The sequence below is a fragment of the Salmonella sp. 741265073_HBA genome (assembly GCF_046569105.1).
Taxonomy (GTDB): Bacteria; Pseudomonadota; Gammaproteobacteria; order Enterobacterales; family Enterobacteriaceae; genus Salmonella; species Salmonella enterica.
Window position 1 is genome coordinate 78,913 of record NZ_JBKFRY010000005.1, and the last position, 22,573, is coordinate 101,485.

A 22,573-nucleotide genomic window follows, 5' to 3' on the forward strand; every position below is an offset into this window, starting at 1 on the left:
AAATAATTTAAAATTATTAATATAATTTTTTCTGTCGCGGTTGACTCATCTCCTGAAAATGCCGTGGGTTCTCGTCCTTCAGGACGATATTCTTTTGAGATGCCTGTTCTATGATTTTCTGTAATAGCGCAGGTTAACAGAGACTTAATTTCTGGTTCAGACAGGATTTGCTAAATAACGTTTCAATAGCGTCATGCGCTATGCAGAAAACCGGTGTATCAATAGATACAGCCCGCTTTCGGCATTCTGCCCGCAGCACCAGACGGACGCTATTGCGAAATGTGAGTCATGTCTCCGCATCAGAAATGATAATTACAGGACAGAATAATGTTGAATCTCAACACATTACGGCAACAACAAATCCCCGTAATGACTGAATATCGCGCGCAGATACCCTTTCATATTCTGGCAAAACCCATAGGCCCTGCGTGTAATCTGGCCTGCCGTTATTGTTATTACCCACAGGGCGAAACGCCCGTAGAAAAAATGAATGAATCAACGCTGGAGGTTTTTATTTGTCGCTATATTGCGGCGCAACCTGCCAGTGCGCGTGAAATTAATTTTGTCTGGCAAGGCGGTGAACCGCTTTTAGCCGGAATCGGTTTTTATAAAAAGGTAATAGCGCTTCAACAACGATATGCGCCTGACGGCGTGACGATCAGTAATAGTCTGCAAACGAACGCGACGTTGTTAAACGATGCCTGGTGTCGTCTGTTTCGCGACAATAATTTTACTATTGGCATCAGTCTTGAGGGCAGTGAAGACTTGCAAAATTACCATCGTCCGGGCAAACGCGGCGAGTCCAGTTATCCGGCGGTGTTGCGGGGAATCACATTGTTACAACACTATCGAGTCGATTTTAACGTACTGATTGTCGTGCATGATGACATGGCTCGCCATGCGGCAGCCATCTACGATCATGTTGTTAGCCTTGGCGCTCGTTATCTGCAATTTCAGCCACTGATGAACGAAGGCAACGCCCTACAGCAAAATTACCAATTGAGTGCGGATAACTGGGGGCGTTTCATGATTGATATCTGGCGTCAATGGCGCAAACGCGGCGATATGGGACGGGTTTTTGTGATCAACATTGAACAGGCATGGGCACAATATTTTACGCATATCAGCGCCACCTGTGTCCATTCCGCCCGCTGCGGAACGAATCTGGTCATGGAGCCGGACGGCAAACTCTATGCCTGCGATCATCTGATTAATAGCCAGCATTACCTGGGACAGCTTGCTAATAATACGTTAGCGCCAGCCGTAGATACCGCAACCCGGCTTCCCTTTGGTATTAAGAAAAGCCAGCGCCGGGAGTGTCAACGGTGTTCTGTGAAAATAGTCTGCCAGGGAGGCTGCCCCGCACATATCAACAGTGCCGGCTACAACCGACTTTGTAGCGGCTATTACTCTTTTTTCACGGAGATTCTGGCTCCGCTACGCGCCTGGCCCCGGAATCTGAATGGACTGAAAGCCTGGCGTGCTGACGTTATGGGTAGATTTTCGGGCTGATGGTCCCTCTTGCCGCATTTGCCCGCCGCTCTTGTACAACATCCGTAGTCTGAAATGGGGAATAAGCCGTGAAAAAACAAGTAACACTTGCCACACTCAGCATTATCTTCTCCGGTACGGCGCACAGTACGCAAAACGAACGTCCTGATATTATCGTGATTATCGCTGATGATATGGGATATTCTGATATCACTCCCTTCGGTGGGGAAATCCCAACGCCTAATTTGCAGGCGATGGCTGAGAACGGTGTGCGGATGAGTCAATATTACACGTCTCCCATGTCTGCTCCCGCCCGTGCGATGCTATTAACCGGGAACACCAGTCAGCAAGCGGGTATAGGCGGTATGTGGTGGTATGAAAATACCATAGGTAAGGAAGGCTATGAATTGCGCCTGACTGATCGGGTGACGACCATGGCTGAACGCTTTAAAGATGCTGGTTACAATACGCTGATGGCGGGTAAATGGCATCTTGGTTTTACGCCAGGCTCGACGCCAAAAGATCGGGGCTTTCGTCATTCTTTCGCCTTGATGGGGGGAGGCGCCAGTCACTTTGATGATGCCGTGCCGCTGGGAACCGTGGAGATATTTCATACCTATTATACCCGTGACAATCAGCGCATTTCACTGCCCTCCAGTTTTTACTCCAGCGAAGCCTATGCCAGCCAGATTAATCGCTGGATCAGCGAGACGCCACGGGAACAACCTATCTTCGCGTGGTTGGCCTTTACTGCGCCACATGATCCTCTGCAGGCGCCGGATGAATGGATTAGTCGTTTTAAAAGTCAGTATGAACAGGGCTATGCAGACGTCTATCGTCAGCGTATTGCTCGTTTGAAGAAACTGGGTTTCCTGCGTGATGATATACCTCTGCCAGGACTGGAACTTGATAAAGAATGGCAGGCGATGACCCCGGAACAGCAGAAATATACGGCGAAGGTGATGCAGGTTTACGCTGCTATGATCGCCAATATGGATGCACAGATTGGTACCGTTATTGAGACGTTAAAAAAGACCGGGCGCGATAAAAACACGATTCTGGTCTTCTTAAGTGATAATGGGGTGAATCCGGCAGAGGGCTTTCACTATGAATCTGAACCGGATTTTTGGAAGCAATTCGATAATCGTTACGAAAATATTGGTCGTAAAAATTCATTTATCTCTTATGGTCCCCACTGGGCTGATGTCAGCAATGCGCCTTATGGTCGCTATCACAAAACGACCAGCGGTCAGGGGGGAATTAATACCAGTTTTATGATTTCCGGTCCTGGTATCATCCATAATGGCACCATAGATAACGCCACAATGGCGGCGTATGATGTCGCGCCCACGCTCTATGAATTTGCAGGTATTGATGTCAGTAAATCATTATCTGAAAGACCGACACTGCCAATGATCGGCGTGAGTTTTAAACGCTATCTGACCGGTGAAAGTCTGCACGCGCCTCGCACACAATATGGTGTTGAACTCCATAATCAGGCGGCCTGGATAGATGGGGAATGGAAATTGCGTCGTCTTGTCACAGTATTCCCACAGGCGGGTAATGCGCCATGGGAATTATTCAACCTGCAACGAGACCCCCTGGAAACGCATAATCTCGCAGCAGATTATGTGGATAAAGTGAAAATACTGAGCAGTGCATATGAGGCATTTGCAAAACAGACAATGGTGCTTTATGCCAAAGGCAAGCTTATCGATTATGTGGGTATCGACAGTAAAACCGGGCGTTATCTGGCTGTCGATCCACAGACATTGCAGCCAGTTCCTGCTCCGTTAGCGATTCCTTTAGACACAAAATCGGACCAATAATTATTGGTTACGTTTCAAATGATTATTCAACGCTCACATAACCGCATTCAGCCAGTGACTTTCAGGATGAAGTTTCTCAGCGTTGGCGATGTATCGCCGCGCCGGTATGCCAGAGCCAGCTTTGCGACGGGCATCTGGTCTGCAACGGGGCGGTATACTACTCCCTTGACATTAACCTGTCTCATTGAATCTGGAACCATCGACACACCCATCTCTGCCGACACAAGGTTAATGACTGACGAAATTTGCGGCACGAGTTGACCAATTTTCGGTTCAAAGCCCGCTTTACCGCAGGCCTCGATCACTGCGTCATAAAGCGACAGGCCGATTTCACGTGGGAAGAGTAAAAAAAACTCATCTTTGAGAATCGAGAGTGCAATCTGTTTACACGCCGCAGCAGGATGCGTTTCTGCCAGCACAATAACCATCGGCTCTTCAGACAGTAACCTAAGCTGGAACCGTTCATTGCCTGTAAAACCGGGTCTCAGAAAGGCAACATCCAGCGATCCTTCATTCAATTCATCAGCCAGTTGGGTTGTATTTCCTTCCTCAAGCTGCAAACGAACGTCAGGATAAGCCCGCTTGAAAGTACGGATTGCGCCGGGCACCACACTGTTAAATGCCGCAGAGGCAGTAAAACCTACCCTTAACACGCCCGACTCCCCCCTGGCAACACGCTGCGCCGCCAGCGCGGCTCTTGTCGCGGTAGCAGGCATCCCTTTAACAACATCATAAAATGCTTTTCCAGCCTCGGTTAATTCCGCGCCATGAGGCACTCTCCGGAATAGCTGCGCTCCCAGCTCTCTTTCCAGATCCTTAATCTGTTGGCTTAGCGGCGGCTGACCTATGCCTACTTTTGTCGCAGCCCGCGTGAAATGCCGCTCTTCAGCGACGGCGAGAAAATAGCGAATATGGCGCAGTTCCATCCTCATCTCCAAAAGCAATTAAGAATGGCACTATCATATATTGTAAGAATGAAACCGGCGAGCGCATAGTGAGGTTAACAGGAGGTGCAATATGCCCGATATTTCTCATACACCGACACGTAGCTGGCTTTTTACTCCAGCAATTCAACCAGAACGTTTCATAAACGCAGTTGAAAGTGCGGCGGACATTTCTATTATCGATCTTGAAGATTCCGTCACCCCGAATGACAAGACGCAGGCCCGGAAAATTGCGATGCAGTTCCTTTCATCCCGACCAAACTCATCGCTGAAAATAGCATTAAGAATTAATGGAATGAATACTCATGCTGGCATTGAAGACCTGCATATGTTACTGGAATGCCGTTTTTTTCCTGATTACATTATTCTTCCGAAAACAGAGTCAGCCGCGCACCTGCAAATCGTGGATAGTCTTATCATGATGGCTGGTTCTGATACTCGCCTTATTGGCATTATTGAGTCAGTTGTCGGGCTTAATGCCGTAGAGTCTATTGCGGACGCCACCCCCAGACTCTGCGGGTTGATGTTTGGCGCCGCAGATATGGCGGCTGACATTGGCGCCACACCCGCCTGGGAGCCTCTTGCGCTGGCGCGGGCCAGAATAGTGGCTGCCTGCGCTATGAAAGGGCTTCTTGCAATAGATGCTCCCTTCTTTGATATAGGCGATTTTTCAGGTCTGAAAGAGGAAACGCTGCAGGCGCTCAGTTTTGGTTTTTCTGCAAAATCGGCTATTCACCCCGCTCAGATTAGTGTAATCAACGCCGCATTTACTCCTACAACGGCAGAAATTAATCATGCTCGTGCAGTACTGACAGAGAATGCCAAAGGCGTCGGGATCGTTAGCGGCATGATGATAGATGCAGCCGTTGCCCGTCAGGCCCGGAGATTACTCGCCCGGGCAGGGATCTTTTCCTGATTTTATTAACAGAGGAATTGATTATGAACACGTTATTACCCGCTTATAAAACCATTAGCGAGGGGCGCTACCGAGAAATTTCGGGTCTTTACTGGGAGGATTTTCATCCCGGTGATGTTTTTGAACATCGTCCCGGCCGGACGGTTCTGGACGCCGATAATGTGTGGTTTACCCTGCTCACTCTCAATGTGCAGCCGGTCCATTTCGATGCGGCTTACGCCAGCAAAACGGAATGGAAAAAGTTACTGGTTGATTCAACGTTCACTCTGGCGCTTTTAACCGGTATGAGCGTGCGTACTGTCAGCGCCAGGGTCGTGGCCAATCTTGGCTGGGATAAGGTACAAGCCGTCCACCCGGTTTTCGCAGGGGATACACTTTATGCTGAAAGCACTGTACTCAGCAAACGCCTGTCAAATAGTCGCCCGGGACAAGGCATCGTTACCGTTCGGACATGTGGTATTAACCAGAATGGTGTAGAGGTCATGCGCTTCGAACGAACAATGTTAGTTTATTGCTGTGGATGTTCGCCTGAAGAAGACGCCGCTTATTGAGAAATCGCCCTGAGGTTTAGAGTCATGATGAATGTTAATGCAGCGTATGCCGAAAAATGCGTGACGCCTGACGAGGCGGTTACTTTAATTACCTCCGGCAGTCACCTCTCTATGGGAATGTTTGCAGCAGAGCCTCCAGCTTTGCTGAATGCGCTGGCAAAGCGAGCGAAAAGGGGAGAAATCAACGATCTGCGGGTTTACTGTTATGAAACAGCCAGCATTGCCGGGAACACTATTTTCCGTTATGAGCTAAGTGACTATATTCATCTCTACAGTATGTTTATTACCGGTATTGAACGGGCTTTAATACGTCAGGGGATTGAGAGTTCCGGGCGAAAAATAGTTAACTATGTTCCTTCAAATTTTCATCAGGCGACGCGATTACTGGCTGATGATATTGGTATTGATACTTTTATTCACACCGTGTCCCCTATGGATAAGTATGGCTATTTTAATTTTGGAACTGGAAACGATTATTCCACCCGGATTGCGAGGACAGCTAAAAAGCTTATTGTCGAAGTTAACAAATATATGCCGCGCGTTCATGGAGAAGGTGCTGCAATCCATATTTCAGAAATTGACGCCATTGTTGAAAACCATGTCCCTTTAATTGAATTACCAATACGTACTGCCGTAGCTGAAGATATTGCTATCAGTCAGATTATCGCCTCTCTTGTGCCAGATGGCGCTTGTCTCCAGATGGGGATCGGCGCATTACCGGAGCTCATCTGTAATGCGCTCAAGGAACATAATGATCTGGGGGTCCATACAGAGGCGCTGAATCCGGGGTTGGTAAGTTTGATTCAACAAGGCGTCGTTACCAACCAGCGTAAAAATATCGACCGGGGAATGTCTGTATTTACTTTTGCTATGGGACAAAAGGATATGTATGACTATCTCAACGACAACCCCTCTTTTTTTAGTCGGCCTGTCGATTATGTTAACGATCCGGGGATCATTGCGCAAAATGAGAATGTTGTCTCCATTAACGCTACCTTACAAATCGATCTCACTGGTGCCTGTAACTCTGAACATTTGCTTGGACACCAGTACAGCGCTTCAGGAGGGCAATTGGATTTTGTCAGAGGCGCATATGCATCTAAAGGAGGTCGTTCCATTATTACGACACGCTCAACGGCCGCGAATGATACGATTTCTCGTATTGTTCCCCGCCTTGAGGGGCCTGTAACAACCCCACGAACGGATACGCACTGGATAGTCACTGAATTTGGCTCCGTAAACCTGAAGGGGCTCTCTTCAACCGAGCGTGCGCTCAGGATCATTGAATTGGCGCATCCCAATTTTCGGCAGCAACTTAGAGTAGATGCAAAAAAAATGCATCTGATTTAAAAGTAGGTTAATGCTATTTTTTAATGTAGCATCCCCAAAATATAAACATCATGAGTCTATTCAAATGATAATTGACAGAATTGATCACCTTGTATTAACGGTATCTGATATATCAACCACAATAAGATTCTACGAAGAGGTACTTGGTTTTTCTGCGGTAACATTTAAACAAAATAGAAAAGCGTTAATATTTGGAGCGCAAAAAATTAACCTCCATCAGCAAGAAATGGAGTTCGAACCAAAAGCGAGTAGACCAACGCCGGGATCTGCCGATTTATGTTTTATTACATCGACACCGATAAATGATGTTGTGTCTGAGATCTTACAGGCAGGCATTCCCATTGTTGAAGGCCCGGTTGAGAGAACTGGAGCCACAGGCGAGATAATGTCTATCTACATCAGAGACCCTGATGGAAACTTAATTGAAATTTCGCAGTATGTTTAATGTTAAAACTTACTATTACTGCCTTTATTATGATCACGCATCTGTTTATATTGGTCTAATGGAGATCATATGACAATAATTTCAGGAAAGAGTCTATGTTCAAACTTATTGACTTGAAGACATCGAGGAATTCATAAGAAAGCGTAAAAAAGGAAAGGTGGCGGACTCGGAATCGTATCCACGATTAATATGCTGTTTGTTATTGGTTTTGTTGGTGTTTCTCTCAAATAGCGCCCCCACGAAGGCCCCCATAAAAAATCACTTTGTTTTTGTGATGGTTATCACGAAAAATCGTTATTTAGCTAATGGGGCTTCGTTATGTGTGGAGTCAGGTCCACACATAACGGTCTGAGGTCCACATATAGCAGATGGAATTCCACACATAATGGTTCGGGGTCCACACATAGCGGCGCTAAAAAATCCATGCTGCATTACGCAGGCAAAACTTCATCCCTCTTCGCATTGAACATCTTTCAAACTTACATTTGATATGTTGGAACAAAGGTTTTTGAGATAATAAAAATTGGTGTGTTTTCTAATTTATAGATTCTATTAGTATTTTTTCTATACTTTTGAGATGCCTTCATGCACCAGTTGAGATAACTAAACATCATGGCTCAATTTAATCACTTTGAACTCTCGCTTCTGAACCCCAGCTTTGACTCCCCTTTGGTCGATGCGCTGACGGAGCTGGAGTTATTCCGGCACCTGCGGCTGGAAACCGATGTTCACCCTATCCTATTTGCGCAGTTGAAGGCCGTTTTCCACATGCTGGAGAGTCTTGGCTCTGCAAGAATTGAGGGAAATCACACCACGCTTGCCGACTATGTTGAAAGCAAGGTTGAAGGAACGCAGAGTTCGACGGATCAGCTCAAAGAAATCAACAATATTGAAGCCGCGATGGAGTACATCGACGAATACCTGAGCGATGGTGATGAGATAACGGAATATTTTATCCGCGAGTTGCATAGTCTGGCGGTAGCCGGGCTGCAACAGGAAGGCGACAGAACGCCCGACGCATATCGACAACATAATGTCAGCATTGCTCAGTCTGACCATTTGCCGCCGGACCACATTCGCGTTGCTGATTATATGGCGGAACTAACCGCCTTTATTAACCGTGCCGATAAGCCAAAGTACGATCTGATGAAGATTGCGCTGGTGCACCACCGCTTTGGCTGGATACATCCCTTTGGCAACGGTAATGGCCGAACGGTCAGACTGCTGACCTATGCGTTGCTTATCAAGTATGGTTTTAATGTTCAGGCTGGTGGGCGGGTTCTCAATCCGACTGCGGTATTCTGTAATGATCGTGAGCGCTATTACGCCATGCTTTCGTTAGCCGATAAAGGCACTGAGCAGGGGCTGGAAGAATGGTGCTTATATGTGCTTTCGGGGATCTCCTCTGAGCTGAAGAAAGTCGATCAACTGACAAGCCACGCTTTTCTGAGCGAAAAGATCCTGTATCCGGCTATCGATTTTTCGTCGGAGCGAGGGTTGATAAATCCGCTGGAATCGAAGGTACTGAAACGCGCCGTCGAGTTGGGGACGATCAAAGCGGGCGATCTACGTACCGTTTTGCCTGATCTGAAACCGACGCAGGTGACTTATCAGCTTGGTAAGTTGATTGAGCGGGGATTGCTTCAACCAGTAGAAGAGGGGGCGCGTACCTATACGGCGAAGTTTTCTAACTCGTATCTGATACGTGGGGTGATTAAGGTGCTGCGGGAAGAAGGGTTTATTCCTGATTTGTGATCCTCAATCTGGTTTATCTTTTGGTATTCATGTCGTTTTTAAATCGACTTTAGCGATAAAAAATAAACCATTAGAGCAAACCGCCCCTGTTAGCGCAGGGGCAGATTTATAAGTGTGATTCAGGGCAGTGGCGGCAGACCAAGCTCTTTAAGAAAGGCGTTATGCGTATCTCGCGCTTTCGCTATTTCCTGCTCTAACTCGACTAGCTGGCTATTGACTGCTGCCAGATCGATTTTCTCCTCCGGCACGGCGGTGCTGATATAGCGGGAAATATTCAGATTTCGTTAGCCTTGATTTCCTCCAGCGGTACGCGGCGGGAATAGCGATCTTCCTCTTTGCGGAACTGGTAAGTATCGACAATCTTGCTGATGTGCTCTTTATTCAGACGGTTCTGCCGCTTACCTTTCTCGAAGTATTCACTGGCGTTAATAAACAGCACGTCATCCGGCTTTTTGCACTTTTTCAATACCAGAATACACACCGGAATACCGGTTGAGAAAAACAGGTTGGCGGGCAGGCCAATGACGGTATCGATATTGCCGTCTTCGAGCCGCTTACGACGAATACGCTCTTCCGCGCCGCCGCGAAACAGAACGCCGTGCGGCAGGACGATCGCCATCGTACCTTCCGGGGCAAGAAAATGATCACCATCACGGTTCTGGAGCACCGCAGGAGAACGCCCAGCACCGTTTACAGGAAGCGTGGTGCCTGTGACGAATAATCCGTCAGAGATGCTTAATGTGGGCAGTGAGCAATCTGTACCGTCATTACCTGCACCAGAAAAAGAATTAACCGATCTGGCTTTTTCGCTGTTTGCCCCACAGGAAACTGCCGCGCCAGCAGCCCATACTTTCCAGCCGGAAATACCCTGTGAAGATAACCGTCCTGTTTTGCCTGCCGCTGTACCGGAAAAAGCGGCTGCGGCATTATCCGGTGATATTGATAGTCCCGATTATCCATCGCCTCCACCGTCCCGTCCGGTAGTATCGCAGGCAGACAGCAAAATAACACTCCGGGCAACATTTTTACGACTGGTTGTGTCAGGTGGTGCAGGCACGAAAAATTGTGACGAATGACGTGATGGCTCGCGTGCATATGGTTCAGGGAAAAGTGTTTCTGGTATCGCCTGGTATTTTTCAGCTATATGTTCAGTCGGTTACGGGTGAGACTGGGACGGAGTGGAAAAAAGTACAGCTGAGCTTTCAGCGGCTGGGTCTGCATATACGGGGCGACGACGGGATTAATATTTTTAACTGTGAGGTCAAAGGGCCACGTAAAATTCGTCAGGTAAAAGGCTATCTTCTGGATAAGCCAGAGGATATATTTAGTAGCAATGTACCGGAAGATAACCCCTATTTAACCATCATGACGTAGTAATGGAAACGGTGTGGAGGGGCGCACCTCTTTTTCATATCTAAGGGACGCCGCAGTGGCGTCCCTTAATTATTTACATAATCCCTTTTCTGACCAGAGGAGTATTAACCCACTCATGAACTTCTTTACTTATCTCAACATCCGGAGCGCATTGTGCCAGTAGTCCGGAAAATGAATTACAGTGCTATTTCTGAGATTCAGTTTCTTCGATTTGTTGTAAACCAATGCCGAGGTGGCCTGCGAAAAATATGTATATGAATTTTCTCATCAATAATTAACGCATATTAAAACGATCATAATGGAAGGCTTTCTCTGATATCCCGTACTTTTGTAGTCCGGATAGTAGACTTTTCGCAAAACCTGCTGGCCCGCAAAACCAGACGTGAACGTTTTGGCTATTATCGCTTTCCATCATAATATGTTTGGCTTCCAGTTTCTTCCCGGCATCGATACGGTGTAAAGTCACACCTGCTGCTGTACATAATAAATCGAGATTTACAGGGTACTGCAAATCATCATGCTGACCAACGCAATACCATAAATCAATAGGGCAGAGTTGGTGGTCTGAGTTTTTTAAATATTCCAGCTGAGATATAAAAGGAGTGATACCGATCCCTCCCGCAACCCAGACCTGACGCTCAGATTGAATATTAAAGTCTAAATAACCCCAAGGGCCCTCAACAATCACGTCCTGTCCAGTTTTTAATTCTTTCTTTAGTGAATGTGTATGATCCCCTAATGCTTTAATGGCAAAACGCAAGTGTTTTTTATCCTGGTAATAAGAGGCTATAGTGAATGGGTGTGCCTCTGCATCATGTTGAAATGTTAAAAATGAAAACTGCCCAGGTGTATGCAATAGAGGAGTGTCAGTATGTAGAGTTATTTCTATAATATCATTTGGGTAATAGTCGATGTTTGTGATGATCGCAACGCGTTTGTTTTTATAAGCAATCATATTAAATAGTGAAAGGCCAGCAGCATAAACACCTGGAATACTCACAATTACCAGCAGAATGCCCGAAGGTGAATTCCACCAATATGTTTTAAATAGAACGGTAAAAATATGGAAAGCAGTAGCCAGGTAAAAAACAGGAAACAGACGATGTATAAAATGGAAAATGTTATAAGGGATTTTTTTTACAAGAGAAACCAGCACCAACCCTATCATCAGGTATGTAGACCATTCAGCAGCTAACAATCCTGCATAGATCAGTTGAGATTGCCATGAGCTTATCTGAACACTTCCCAGTGATCCTGGATGAGCAAGCCAGCCATTTTGCACCAGCCAGTGAGGTATTTTTTCGTCCAGCCAGTGCGCCAGCGTAAAGACTGTCGCGATAATACCAGCTTGTTTGTGTAAACCCCACGATTTATCCAGACCTTTCAGAATTCGATTCAACCAGGGTGAACGCAAAATCAGACACATAGCTAATGTCATAAAACACCATGCGACGCACCCACTAAAAAATAGAAAGTTTTGCCGAAACAGCCAAAAGATTTTAGATGTTTCAGCGTGGAATATTTCACCTGATAAGACAAAAATAAGACTTGCTGTGAGTAATGTTAAGCTACTCACAAAATACGTTATTTTCATAATGGCCTGTTTTTTAGCAGGCACGGGCAATTACCCGTGTCCTGGATAATAATTACGATTGATTGTAATTGTGATTATTTATAAAGAATAGCGGTGGCGTGTGATTGATTATCGATATGAAATGAAGTGATTCGATAATAATGAGCACCTGACGCTTCAGTTTTATTCTGAAGGAGTTGTATGATGCTTTCAGGATTTGTATTTATGGATGATACACTAACATGAGCAATTTCTTTCATGTCTGTTTCTGGATGACTAATTTCTGTTGCAGCAATGGATGTCTGCCCAAATAAAGAGAGTAAGAAAAAAGAGGTGACAATTTTTTTACTGATATTCATAAGAATTCCTTTCATATTAATAAACTTATCGATTAAAAGCATGAGCCAGCATACAGGGAATTTGCGCCAGCGAGTTTTTTTCTGCCAGAGATCTGCCTGGTACGGTTTTATCCACTCCTTCGGTGGGCAATATATGAACGTTAGTGATCCCCATCAAATTTAACGTTGACCGCAGATAGCTTTCCTGATGATCCAATTCCCGATGCCTGGTATCTGAATAAATTCCACCTCGCGTGGAGACAATAAATGCTGGCCTGTCGACCAGTAACCCCGTTGCACCCGTAGAGGTAAAACGAAATGTCAGACCAGCCTGGCAAACCTGATCTATCCAGGTTTTCAGACCCGAAGAGACAGAGTGGTTAATCATCGGTGCACCTATTACTAATATATCGCAGAGGCTCAACTCCGCGATCGCGTTTCTGATACCCTCCACTTCACTTTGCGTTTGTGCGTCTGTAGACATTAACTTTCCCCCAAGCACCAGAAATGTCTCTTCGCGTAAGTGGGGTGGCGGTGTCCGTCCGAGATCGCGGTATGTCACGCTGGCATTCGGAAAGCGCTGGCAGATAGCTTTTGTCAGCGCCAGGCTCAGCTTTCGTGAGCTGGAGTTGCAGAGCATAGGGCTGCTGTCAATGTGGAGGATCTTCATGGTGTTCGTCTCATTTAAAACGTGTGGCTAGTTTAACCGTTCTTAAAATGATGTTTAAATAGACGAAATTGAACTTCATTGTTGCGATAAAAGAACAATCATGATTGACTGGAATGATTACTGGTATTTTGCCCTGATTGCAGAAGAAGGAAGCTACAGCCGGGCGGCAATACGTGCGAAAGTGTCCAAATCGGTGCTAAGTCGGCGGATGTCGGCATTAGAGGAACAGCTTGGTGTACATCTGATTCAGCGGACAACCCGACGCCTTGCGCTGACCAAAGTCGGCGAGCAATTTGCGCAGGAGTGTCAGAAGCTGGTAAATCAAAGTGAGCGAGCCCGCGCTGTTGTTCAGGCGGTGCAGGAGTATCCACAGGGGACATTACGGATCAGTGCGCCGGTATTCATGGCAGAAACGTGGCTGGGAGCACTCATCAACGAATTTATTGCCCGTTGGCCGCTGGCAAATGTGCAGCTCCTTGCTGTCAATCGCCCGGTGGATATGATTGCAGAAGGTATTGATATTGCGCTATCAGTAAGTTCAGGGGCATTGCCTGATTCTTCGTTGCACTATAAAAAAATCAATACGCTATACGATATTCTGGTTGCCAGCCCCCAGTGGGTCGAGCAATATCCTGATTTAAAGACCATTGGAGATCTTCACAGGGCTCCGGCAATGGTGAGACTGGCCGACGGCCGTATGCAACCGTGGCATTTAATCAATGGGAGTCAGGAAATCACCCTGTCACTTTCCCCCCGTTTGTATTCCAATAATCTGCGGGTTCTGTTACAGGCAGTTGCTGGCGGCAATGGTGTGGCTTTGTTACCGTTTCCGGCCTGCAAGGAAGAATTGCAAAACGGGGGACTGGTACAACTTTTCCCCGAGTGGTCTGGCCAGCCAAGACAGATTTATGCACTATTCCCAGCGAACAAAGGAATGCCCGCAGTTGCACGCTATTTTATGGACGAGTTAACCATGCGGCAGGAGAAACTAAATTCAGGACATTAAAAAGGTTAATTCATAGCGGCAGAAAACTGTCGCCGTGTTGTTGTAACAAATGACCAAACATGACTGTGGCAGATAATCCCGGCTTAGACATTCTGCAATCAGTTCATAAGTCTTAAATATACGCTATGTTGCCGGGCATAAATATAGGGCGCAACGTCCCCCTCGCGGCTCACGTCCAGATAATCTGACCACCACTGCATCATCTCCATACGCGCCTCCATGTACATACGCCGCCCGCACGCCGTTGCGCTCCTTGACGCTCACTGGCATCAGAGAAGGGCAGATACCCGATACCAGCAGCTTACGCGCGGCATTGCGCTTTTCGCGGGCTTTTGCCAGCGTAACCTGCGGATAGGGGCCGAAAGTCAGACGATTTTCTTTACCGCCGAAGCGATAGCGGAAATACCATAGCTTAGAGCCGTCAGGTACAGAATTTGTGAATCGGTGATTTTTGTAGGGTTTTTCGAGGGGCGCGGCGCAGATCTTGCTATCAGTTAACATGAGGGTCTCTCCGTTCATCGAAGTGAATGAACCCTTAATCTGACCCACAATTTTCCGGATACGTAGGGATAAATCAAAACGCACCTGAAAAGATTTCCACGCTAACTCATTGAATTAAAAACACAAGGGGATTTATCAGGAAGCATAAAAAGGAAAGGTGGTGCCCGGACTCGGAATCGAACCAAGGACACGGGGATTTTCAATCCCCTGCTCTACCGACTGAGCTATCCGGGCAACGAGGCGCATTAAACCGTAATCGCCTCGCTTCGTCAACGAAATTTCTTCAAATCAACGTAGACTGCACAATCTATCACCACTTTGTTGCTATTGCACGCAGAATCAGGCAAAAAACATCGTCCATGCGGCGGAAATCGGCATCGCCAGCAACAGCGCCGGGAGCATATTCACTACCGGAAACATTTTGATTCCACATACACGCAAGCCGGTCGCCACCAGCAGCAGTCCGCCTACAGCGCTAAAGTCGCCCATCATTGCCGGCGTGGTCAGTGGAAGAATGAGGGTGGCGCAGGCGGCAAGCGTTAACTGGATAATCAACATCGGCGCGCAAATCGCCGAAACGGCGATGCCAAGCGAACAGGCGAAAATAATGGCAGTGAAAAAATCCAGAAAAGATTTAGCGATCAAAATGTTTGGATCGCCAGTCATCCCTTCATGCATCGCGCCGAAAATACCGGTGCCGCTGGCGCAAAAAAGTACAATGATAGCGACGTAACTTTGAATAAATGAGTCGTGTGTCGGCTTCTTACCCGATGCCATAAATAATTGTTGGATTTTCGCGACTGCGCCATTAATGCCTTTTTCCAGCAAACAAAACTCGCCGATAAGCGCGCCGACCAGCGTCGCCAGCACCATCACCGGAAGATTAGCGCATTTCATCACCAGCAGAATGCCAATTCCCAGAGAGCATAGACCAAAAATAGACGTCATTGAGACGCGAATCCGTTCTGGCAGACGCTGACTTAACAGCGCGCCAATAACGCCGCCGAATAAAATTGCGCCAGCGTTAATAAAAGGTCCAATTACCACAATGACTCCTGTTATTTGTCTTTCAAATTGCCTTATTATCACGCGATTAAGCTGTTAATAGCTTGACTATCTGTGACGTATAGAGCGCTGATTTTACCTTGCGCCGTCTGGTGAAAGGTGCCATGATTGCGCGAAATTTCTCCTGCCAGCATGGGGCTCGCCGGGATGAACATAGCGCCTTTATATTGTCTTCACTGTCGCCTGACTGCGCGAGGTTTGCCCCTTTCTTTCCTTTTTTTTGTCATCCTCGCTATGCGGTGAGGGCAGCGCACGCTCACTGCAGGACAACAGTAAAATCAGAAACAGTCTGTTTTTACTGATGTCTGGCGGTCGGAGCTGGTATCCAGTTTGACCCGGCATCTCGTTGGGCAAGGCATCGGCCTTGTCCGGGGTTACTCTACTCCCGAAACGGGTATTTGCGCTTATGAAATCAATGAATATTGCCGCCAGCGGTGAACTCATCCCCCGTCTCTCCACCCACCGAAACGTAGTGGCGCTGGACAGTACCGACTTTACCGATGTGGCCGCAGTCGTCATTACCACTGCCGACAGCCGTAGCGGTATTCTGGCGTTGCTTAAACGCACCGGTTTTCACCTGCCGGTGTTTATGCTTGCGGATGAACCCGTCAGCGCGCCTGCCGGCGTTACGGCGGTAATAGGCGGGAACGCGCAGGAATGGCTGGAGCTGGAAAACGCAGCCTGTCGCTACGAAGCGGAACTTCTGCCGCCCTTTTATGGCACCCTGACCCAGTATGTCGACATGGGGAATAGTACCTTTGCTTGCCCGGGGCACCAGCATGGCGAGTTTTTTAGAAAACATCCCGCAGGCCGTCATTTTTATGACTTTTTTGGTGAAAACCTGTTTCGTGCGGATATGTGTAACGCCGATGTGAAACTTGGCGATCTGCTAATACATGAAGGTTCTGCCAAACACGCGCAGAAATTTGCGGCAAAAGTGTTTAATGCGGATAAAACCTACTTTGTGCTGAATGGAACTTCGGCGGCGAATAAAGTGGTCACCAACGCCCTGCTGACGCGCGGCGATCTGGTGCTGTTTGATCGTAATAATCACAAATCCAACCACCACGGTGCCCTGATTCAGGCCGGGGCGACGCCGGTCTATCTTGAAGCGGCGCGTAACCCGTTTGGTTTTATCGGTGGTATTGATGCGCACTGTTTTGATGAAACGTACCTGCGCGACCAGATTCGTGACGTGATGCCGGAAAGCGCCGATGCGTCGCGTCCGTTCCGCCTGGCGATCATTCAGCTGGGTACCTATGACGGCACTATTTACAACGCCCGTCAGGTGGTGGATAAAATCGGACATCTCTGCGATTACATTCTGTTTGACTCCGCGTGGGTAGGCTATGAGCAGTTTATCAATATGATGGCGGATACCTCGCCATTGCGGCTGGAGCTTAATGAAAACGACCCTGGGATCTTTGTGACCCAATCGGTACATAAGCAACAGGCGGGGTTCTCACAAACCTCGCAGATCCACAAAAAAGATAACCATATTCGCGGCCAGGCGCGTTTTTGCCCGCACAAACGCCTGAACAACGCCTTCATGTTGCACGCCTCGACCAGTCCGTTCTACCCGCTGTTTGCGGCGCTGGATATCAATGCCAAAATCCACGAAGGGGAGAGCGGTCGCCGCCTGTGGGCGGAGTGCGTTGCGCTGGGCATTGACGCACGTAAAGCCATTCTCGCCCGTTGCAAACTGCTTCAGCCCTTTATCCCACTGGTGGTTGACGGCAAGCCGTGGCAGGCATATCCGACGGAGACCATTGCCAGCAATCGTCGTTTCTTCAGTTTTGAACCTGGGGCGAAATGGCATGGTTTTGAGGGTTATGCGGATGACCAGTATTTTGTCGATCCTTGTAAACTGTTACTGACCACGCCAGGTATTGATGCCGATAGTGGTCGGTACACCGAATTCGGCATCCCGGCGACCATTCTCGCCCACTATCTGCGTGAGAACGGTATTGTGCCTGAGAAGTGCGATCTCAACTCGATTCTGTTCTTGCTGACACCCGCCGAGAGCGAAGAGAAACTGGCGCGGCTGGTCGCGATGCTGGCGCAATTTGAACGACACATTGAAGACGATACGCCGCTTGCGGATGTATTGCCGACGGTTTTTCAGAAATACCCGGTGCGCTACCGCGATTACACCCTGCGTGAGCTATGTCAGGAGATGCACAACCTGTACGTTAGCTTTGACGTTAAGGATCTGCAAAAAGCGATGTTCCGCAAAGAAAGCCTGCCGCATGTGGCGATGAACCCACAGGACGCCAACAGCGCCTTTATTCGCGGCGATGTAGAGCTGGTGCGTATCAGCGAAGCGGGCGGGCGTATTGCTGCCGAGGGGGCATTGCCATACCCGCCGGGCGTACTGTGCGTGGTGCCGGGGGAGATTTGGGGCGGCGCGGCGCAGCGTTATTTTTTGGCGCTGGAAGAGGGCATCAATCTGTTGCCCGGTTTTTCGCCTGAATTGCAGGGGGTATATAGCGAGACTGATGCCGATGGAATTCAACGCTTGTACGGATATGTTTTAAAGTAACGTTGCCTGCAGGCCGGATAAGGCATTTACGCCTTATCCGACCTGCGAAACAGGGCAAGAATTAATGTGCAACGGGTTGCGAACTTGCCGGAACGCGAACGTGTTTGTATTTGAACAAGGCTACGAACGCAAAGGCCAGCACCAGCGAGTAGCCTGCGAAGATGAGCCACACGGTCTGCCAGTCGGTAATGCCGTTTTGAGTGTAATACTCCACCACTTTACCGCTCACAATGCCGCCCAGGATACAGCCGAAGCCGTTGGTCATCATCAGGAACATCCCCTGCGCGCTGGCGCGGATTTCCGGGCGTACTTCTTTTTCGACAAACACCGAGCCAGAAATGTTGAAGAAATCGAAGGCGCAGCCGTACACAATCATCGACAGTACCAGCAGAACGGTACCGAACGGCGTCGGGTCGCCATAAGCGAACAGGCCGAAACGCAGCATCCACGCCACAATACTGATAAGCATAACGTTCTTAATACCATAACGGCTCAGGAAGAACGGAATGGTCAGGATGAATAACGTTTCAGAAATCTGCGAAATCGACATCATCACCGAGGCGTGCTGCACGATAAAGCTACTGGCGAATAGCGGATCTTTATCAAAGCTATGCAGGAAGGTGTTGCCAAACATGTTGGTGATCTGCAGTTCCGCGCCCAGCATCATGGAGAAGATGAAGAAAATCGCCATCCGCTTATTTTTAAACAGCGCAAAAGCGTCAAGGCCCAGCATTGATGTCCAGCTCTGGTTTTTCTGTTGGTTCGCCACCGGAATGTGCGGCAGGGTAAAGGTAAACAGTACCAGCAGAACGGAAAGCGTCGCGCCGATATAAAGCTGCATATGGCTCAGCTCGAAACCGGAGAAACTCACGCCCCACATCGCCAGAATAAAGCCAATGGTGCCCCAGATACGGATAGGCGGGAAGTCAGTCACAATATCCATGCCGGCAGACTGCAGGCGGTAATACGATATGGTATTGATCAAGCCCAACGTCGGCATATAGGCCAACGAGTTAAGCAGGATCACAAAGAACATCGCCCCAGGCGTAGTGACTTCCGCGGCCATGAATAGCGTGATGGCGCCGACAACATGACACAGGGCATAGACCCATTTCGCGCTCAGCCATTTGTCAGCCACAATGCCTAGCAAGGTCGGCATAAAGACGGCGGCAATCCCCAGTGAACTATAAACTGCGCCAATAGATGCGCCGTCAAATTTTAAGGTGACGAACATATACGAGCCCAGGGTAGTGAGCCAGCTTCCCCACAGACAGAACTGCAGAAAAGAGAGTATTTTAAGCTGCAGCTTAAGATTCATGTTAATTTCCTCACACCTGAGAGCGGATGAATGTTTTAAAAGGCACATTTGCCGTTGTGATTTGGTGTGATTCTATCAATGAGAGGCGGGCTTTTTTTGTTACCTGTGACAAATATTTGCAAACAATTTCTGATTGCAAAGCAAAATGGTGACGGAGTTAACACTTTTGCCTTTCCCGCCTCTGTCATTTGTCGGCCAGAGGCGGGATGCGATGGTTTATCGGCGGCGATACGATCGCTGGGCGGAATTCACCTTATACAGATAGCGGCGCGACTCCGCAGATGGATGTCGGGTGGTTAATATCTGGTACACATCCCCCGGCGACATGCGGTTAATCATATTCGCGGCCTGAATCTTATCGTTCGAGAATACGCGTAATACGCTGCCTGCGCCGCCATTATAGGCAGTAATGACCGCATAGCGCCGCGACGTCGGATTCTCAATACCGCTCAGATAGACATTATTCAACATCGCCAGATACGCTGTGCCGGTATCGATATTGCTGGCGGGGTCGAACAGGAAGTTACGGCTTGGCGTGCCGGACTTACCCTGAGAACGGAAAACATCTTTCCCGGCGCTGTGTTGCACCACCTGCATCAGGCCCAGCGCATCCGCGTGGCTGACCGCATACGGGTTAAACGAGGACTCCGTTTGCATAATCGCCAGAATCAGCGACTCGTCAACGCCGTATTTACGGGAGGCCTGGCGTACCATGCCAATATATTTATGCGCGCGTTTATCAAGGTGGTTCGGCACCAGATTAATGGTGACGCTGTAAATAATACGCAGGCCGTTACTGCGGCTTTTGAGCCGCGTTTTCAGCAAGTAACCCGCGAATGTCGTGGCGCGGCCTTCCCAGCGAATAGGCTGGCCGGTATTGTCGAGGACCTGACCATACAGGAAGGGTTCTTTAGAAATTTTTATGTCATCGACATCGGAGTAAAGATCGACGGAGGTTGGGTCGTCACCCATGAGCAACGTTTTAATAATGGCCCGGCGCAGATGTGCGGTAGGTTCCGTCCCGGCGATGGTTTCAACGGTAATGGTCCCATCATCAAAGTTGATGTGGCTGCGGGTCTGGAACTGATCGGTATATTTGACGTAGTCTTTCGGCCCGGCGATCAGGACTTCCTTATATCCCCACAGATTTTCAATATTGTTGGCAAATTGCCCCATCAAAATATCAAAGCCGTTGGTATCCTTGACCCAGGCTTCATTATACGTCTCGCCTTTTTTGGTCGAACTGGAGCAGGAGATGAGCAACGGCGCAATAACAGCAAGCGCGAGTAATTTTTTCATCATTCCGGGAGTGCATGTTGTGTTGTCGTTATGCCATGTTGCCGGGCAGCGGCGCTAAGGGCTTATCCGGCATAACTCACAGGCCGAATAAGCGCAGCGTCATTCAGCAACGGGCCTATTTTTTATCTTCTGGCGTATAACCTTCGATATGAACGTCTTTGCCTTCGAACAGGAAGCTCACCATCTCCTGTTCCAGCAGCTTACGGTGCTCGGCGTTCATCATGTTGAGCTTTTTCTCGTTAATCAACATGGTCTGCTTATGCTGCCACTGCGCCCACGCGTCCTTAGAGATCTCGTTATAGATACGTTTTCCCAGTTCGCCAGGGTAGAGCTGAAAATCTTGCCCTTCAGCGTCGCGTTGCAGGTAAGTACAAAAAATCGTTCTGCTCATAAGTCATCCTCTTCATCGACCGGGGCGTTAAACTGGCGCTCCGGTACGTAACTGCTGTAACAAGCGCTCCACGGGGGCCGCCAGTCCGACTGACGGCGGTTGCGCTAAGTTATACCAGAGCGCGCTGCCTTCATCCATGCAGGCGTCCAGTGACGACACGGGAAGCCACATAGGCACAATATCCAGGTGGAAATGGCTAAATGTGTGGCGAAACGCGTTAAGCTGGGTCAAATTATCAGCGTTAACATGCCGTTGCGCCAGCCATTCACGTAATTCATCTTCGCTGGCGAACTGCGGGAAGCAGTAGAGTCCGCCCCATAAACCGCTGGGAGGGCGCTGCGCCAGGAAAATCTCCTGATTATGCTGTAACAATAAAAAGTAACCCGTCCGCTCCGGCAACGTCTGTTTCGGTTTCTTGCCCGGATAGCGTGACCAGCTTTCATGCGCAGCGGCGATACAACCGTTTTGCAGCGGACACAGGGTGCACTTTGGCTTTGAACGCGTACAAACCATCGCGCCCAGATCCATCATCGCCTGATTAAAACGCTCCACGCCGCGTGCGGGCGTCACTTGCTCGCTCAACGTCCACAGCGTATTCTCCACCTCTTTTTTTCTAGGCCAGCCGCTAACAGCATAACAGCGAGCCAGCACACGTTTAACGTTTCCATCAAGAATCGGATAATGTTTACCTAACGCGAGGGAGAGAATTGCGCCGGCGGTTGAACGTCCGACGCCGGGGAGCGCGGCGATTTCGGCAAAAGTTTGCGGGAATTCTCCACCGTGAAGCGTCGCCACCTGTTGCGCCGCTTTATGCAAATTACGTGCGCGGGCGTAATAGCCGAGCCCGGTCCATAAATGGAGTACTTCATCCAGCGGCGCATTCGCTAAATCCGTTACCGTCGGAAAGCGCGCCATAAATCGCTCAAAGTAAGGAATCACCGTCGTCACCTGCGTTTGTTGCAACATGACTTCCGAGAGCCATACTTTGTAAGGCGTCTTGTTAATTTGCCAGGGCAGCGTTTTCCGCCCGTATTTGTCGTACCAGTCCAGAACCTGGGCTGAAAATTGAGACGCTTGCATGGAAACTCATTCATTATTGCCGGGGGCAAGATTGCAGCACAGAGGCCGCAGGGTGTAAACCGGAACTTTCCGCAGTGCGCTTCATGCTTGCATCCGGCAACTAACTTTGGATAATGCCCGTTTTCAGAACTCAAA

At 48.6% G+C, this 22,573-nt stretch carries 21 protein-coding genes, 1 tRNA gene and 1 pseudogene; 11 read left to right on the forward strand and 12 right to left on the reverse strand.

The window, feature by feature from the left end; genetic code table 11:
• Nucleotides 1–327: 327 nt before the first annotated feature.
• Both ACLD3P_RS09270 and ACLD3P_RS09275 read left to right on the forward strand, forming a co-directional pair.
• Entirely contained in the window at nucleotides 328–1,512 is a 1,185-nt protein-coding gene (locus ACLD3P_RS09270) for an anaerobic sulfatase maturase (RefSeq protein WP_001635564.1), read from the forward strand.
• Nucleotides 1,513–1,580: 68 nt separating this feature from the next.
• A complete protein-coding gene (locus ACLD3P_RS09275; protein WP_134944545.1) occupies nucleotides 1,581–3,320 on the forward strand; it encodes an arylsulfatase in 1,740 nt (579 codons plus the stop codon).
• A gap of 47 nt (nucleotides 3,321–3,367) precedes the next feature.
• Here the strand turns inward: ACLD3P_RS09275 and ripR are convergent, their stop codons facing one another.
• A complete protein-coding gene (gene ripR / locus ACLD3P_RS09280; RefSeq protein WP_000423176.1) occupies nucleotides 3,368–4,246 on the reverse strand; it encodes an itaconate degradation transcriptional regulator RipR in 879 nt (292 codons plus the stop codon).
• Nucleotides 4,247–4,337: 91 nt separating this feature from the next.
• Here ripR and ripC point away from each other — a divergent pair, with 91 nt between their 5' ends.
• The 5 genes from ripC (at nucleotide 4,338) to ACLD3P_RS09305 (ending at nucleotide 9,281) form a co-directional block, all read left to right on the forward strand.
• On the forward strand, nucleotides 4,338–5,180 hold the full coding sequence (ripC, locus tag ACLD3P_RS09285) for an itaconate degradation C-C-lyase RipC (protein ID WP_411006281.1): 843 nt from the start codon (nucleotides 4,338–4,340) through the stop codon (nucleotides 5,178–5,180).
• Nucleotides 5,181–5,203: 23 nt separating this feature from the next.
• Nucleotides 5,204–5,731 (forward strand): (R)-specific enoyl-CoA hydratase RipB/Ich, encoded by a 528-nt coding sequence (gene ripB / locus ACLD3P_RS09290; RefSeq protein WP_001094308.1) that lies wholly within the window; start codon nucleotides 5,204–5,206, stop codon nucleotides 5,729–5,731.
• Between the two features lie 24 nt (nucleotides 5,732–5,755).
• Nucleotides 5,756–7,081, forward strand: a complete 1,326-nt coding sequence (gene ripA / locus ACLD3P_RS09295; protein WP_077914056.1) for an itaconate CoA-transferase RipA/Ict — start codon at nucleotides 5,756–5,758, stop codon at nucleotides 7,079–7,081.
• A gap of 64 nt (nucleotides 7,082–7,145) precedes the next feature.
• The gene (locus tag ACLD3P_RS09300; protein WP_000582672.1) at nucleotides 7,146–7,526 is read left to right on the forward strand and encodes a VOC family protein; all 381 of its coding nucleotides are present in this window, start codon (nucleotides 7,146–7,148) and stop codon (nucleotides 7,524–7,526) included.
• 612 nt (nucleotides 7,527–8,138) lie between these two features.
• A complete protein-coding gene (locus ACLD3P_RS09305) occupies nucleotides 8,139–9,281 on the forward strand; it encodes a Fic family protein (RefSeq protein WP_001534160.1) in 1,143 nt (380 codons plus the stop codon).
• Nucleotides 9,282–9,555: 274 nt separating this feature from the next.
• Here the strand turns inward: ACLD3P_RS09305 and ACLD3P_RS09310 are convergent, their stop codons facing one another.
• A complete protein-coding gene (locus ACLD3P_RS09310; RefSeq protein WP_024134177.1) occupies nucleotides 9,556–9,900 on the reverse strand; it encodes an N-6 DNA methylase in 345 nt (114 codons plus the stop codon).
• A gap of 91 nt (nucleotides 9,901–9,991) precedes the next feature.
• Between ACLD3P_RS09310 and ACLD3P_RS09315 the strand changes: the two genes are divergently transcribed.
• Nucleotides 9,992–10,357, forward strand: a complete 366-nt coding sequence (locus ACLD3P_RS09315; RefSeq protein WP_126523837.1) for a hypothetical protein — start codon at nucleotides 9,992–9,994, stop codon at nucleotides 10,355–10,357.
• A complete protein-coding gene (locus ACLD3P_RS09320; protein ID WP_253777077.1) occupies nucleotides 10,347–10,655 on the forward strand; it encodes a conjugal transfer nickase/helicase domain-containing protein in 309 nt (102 codons plus the stop codon). Before ACLD3P_RS09315 ends, ACLD3P_RS09320 begins: the two co-directional genes overlap by 11 nt.
• Nucleotides 10,656–10,929: 274 nt before the next feature.
• Here ACLD3P_RS09320 and ACLD3P_RS09325 read toward each other — a convergent pair whose 3' ends face one another.
• From ACLD3P_RS09325 to ACLD3P_RS09335, 3 genes are read right to left on the reverse strand one after another with little or no spacing between them, the layout of a single operon-like run.
• Nucleotides 10,930–12,273: a ferric reductase-like transmembrane domain-containing protein gene (locus tag ACLD3P_RS09325; protein WP_253777074.1), complete on the reverse strand. Its 1,344-nt coding sequence runs from the start codon at nucleotides 12,271–12,273 to the stop codon at nucleotides 10,930–10,932.
• A gap of 50 nt (nucleotides 12,274–12,323) precedes the next feature.
• Nucleotides 12,324–12,587, reverse strand: coding sequence for a YdgH/BhsA/McbA-like domain containing protein (locus tag ACLD3P_RS09330; RefSeq protein WP_024797641.1), 264 nt, complete (start codon nucleotides 12,585–12,587; stop codon nucleotides 12,324–12,326).
• Nucleotides 12,588–12,612: 25 nt separating this feature from the next.
• Nucleotides 12,613–13,236, reverse strand: coding sequence for an FMN-dependent NADH-azoreductase (locus ACLD3P_RS09335; protein WP_023254044.1), 624 nt, complete (start codon nucleotides 13,234–13,236; stop codon nucleotides 12,613–12,615).
• A 100-nt stretch (nucleotides 13,237–13,336) separates the two neighbouring features.
• On the opposite strand from ACLD3P_RS09335, the gene ACLD3P_RS09340 reads away from it, so the two are divergent.
• The gene (locus ACLD3P_RS09340) at nucleotides 13,337–14,242 is read left to right on the forward strand and encodes a LysR family transcriptional regulator (RefSeq protein ID WP_131046540.1); all 906 of its coding nucleotides are present in this window, start codon (nucleotides 13,337–13,339) and stop codon (nucleotides 14,240–14,242) included.
• Nucleotides 14,243–14,515: 273 nt separating this feature from the next.
• On the opposite strand, the pseudogene ACLD3P_RS09345 reads toward ACLD3P_RS09340, so the two are convergent.
• The 3 genes and pseudogenes from ACLD3P_RS09345 to ACLD3P_RS09355 all read right to left on the reverse strand — a co-directional run.
• Nucleotides 14,516–14,743, reverse strand: a pseudogene (locus tag ACLD3P_RS09345) (Arm DNA-binding domain-containing protein); the annotation flags it as partial.
• A gap of 158 nt (nucleotides 14,744–14,901) precedes the next feature.
• A tRNA-Phe gene (locus ACLD3P_RS09350) sits at nucleotides 14,902–14,977 on the reverse strand.
• A gap of 105 nt (nucleotides 14,978–15,082) precedes the next feature.
• Nucleotides 15,083–15,790: a DUF554 domain-containing protein gene (locus ACLD3P_RS09355; RefSeq protein ID WP_024797643.1), complete on the reverse strand. Its 708-nt coding sequence runs from the start codon at nucleotides 15,788–15,790 to the stop codon at nucleotides 15,083–15,085.
• A gap of 424 nt (nucleotides 15,791–16,214) precedes the next feature.
• On the opposite strand from ACLD3P_RS09355, the gene ACLD3P_RS09360 reads away from it, so the two are divergent.
• Nucleotides 16,215–18,350 carry an ornithine decarboxylase gene (locus ACLD3P_RS09360; protein ID WP_079943913.1) on the forward strand — a complete coding sequence of 712 codons (2,136 nt, stop codon included), beginning with the start codon at nucleotides 16,215–16,217 and terminating at the stop codon, nucleotides 18,348–18,350.
• A gap of 61 nt (nucleotides 18,351–18,411) precedes the next feature.
• Here ACLD3P_RS09360 and ACLD3P_RS09365 read toward each other — a convergent pair whose 3' ends face one another.
• From ACLD3P_RS09365 to mutY, 4 genes are all read right to left on the reverse strand, one after another.
• Nucleotides 18,412–19,668 carry a nucleoside permease gene (locus ACLD3P_RS09365; protein ID WP_001049804.1) on the reverse strand — a complete coding sequence of 419 codons (1,257 nt, stop codon included), beginning with the start codon at nucleotides 19,666–19,668 and terminating at the stop codon, nucleotides 18,412–18,414.
• A gap of 216 nt (nucleotides 19,669–19,884) precedes the next feature.
• Nucleotides 19,885–20,970 (reverse strand): membrane-bound lytic murein transglycosylase MltC, encoded by a 1,086-nt coding sequence (gene mltC, locus ACLD3P_RS09370; RefSeq protein ID WP_198893954.1) that lies wholly within the window; start codon nucleotides 20,968–20,970, stop codon nucleotides 19,885–19,887.
• Between the two features lie 112 nt (nucleotides 20,971–21,082).
• On the reverse strand, nucleotides 21,083–21,358 hold the full coding sequence (locus tag ACLD3P_RS09375) for an oxidative damage protection protein (protein WP_000091706.1): 276 nt from the start codon (nucleotides 21,356–21,358) through the stop codon (nucleotides 21,083–21,085).
• 27 nt (nucleotides 21,359–21,385) lie between these two features.
• Nucleotides 21,386–22,438: an A/G-specific adenine glycosylase gene (mutY, locus tag ACLD3P_RS09380; RefSeq protein ID WP_060635816.1), complete on the reverse strand. Its 1,053-nt coding sequence runs from the start codon at nucleotides 22,436–22,438 to the stop codon at nucleotides 21,386–21,388.
• Between the last annotated feature and the right edge of the window lie 135 nt (nucleotides 22,439–22,573).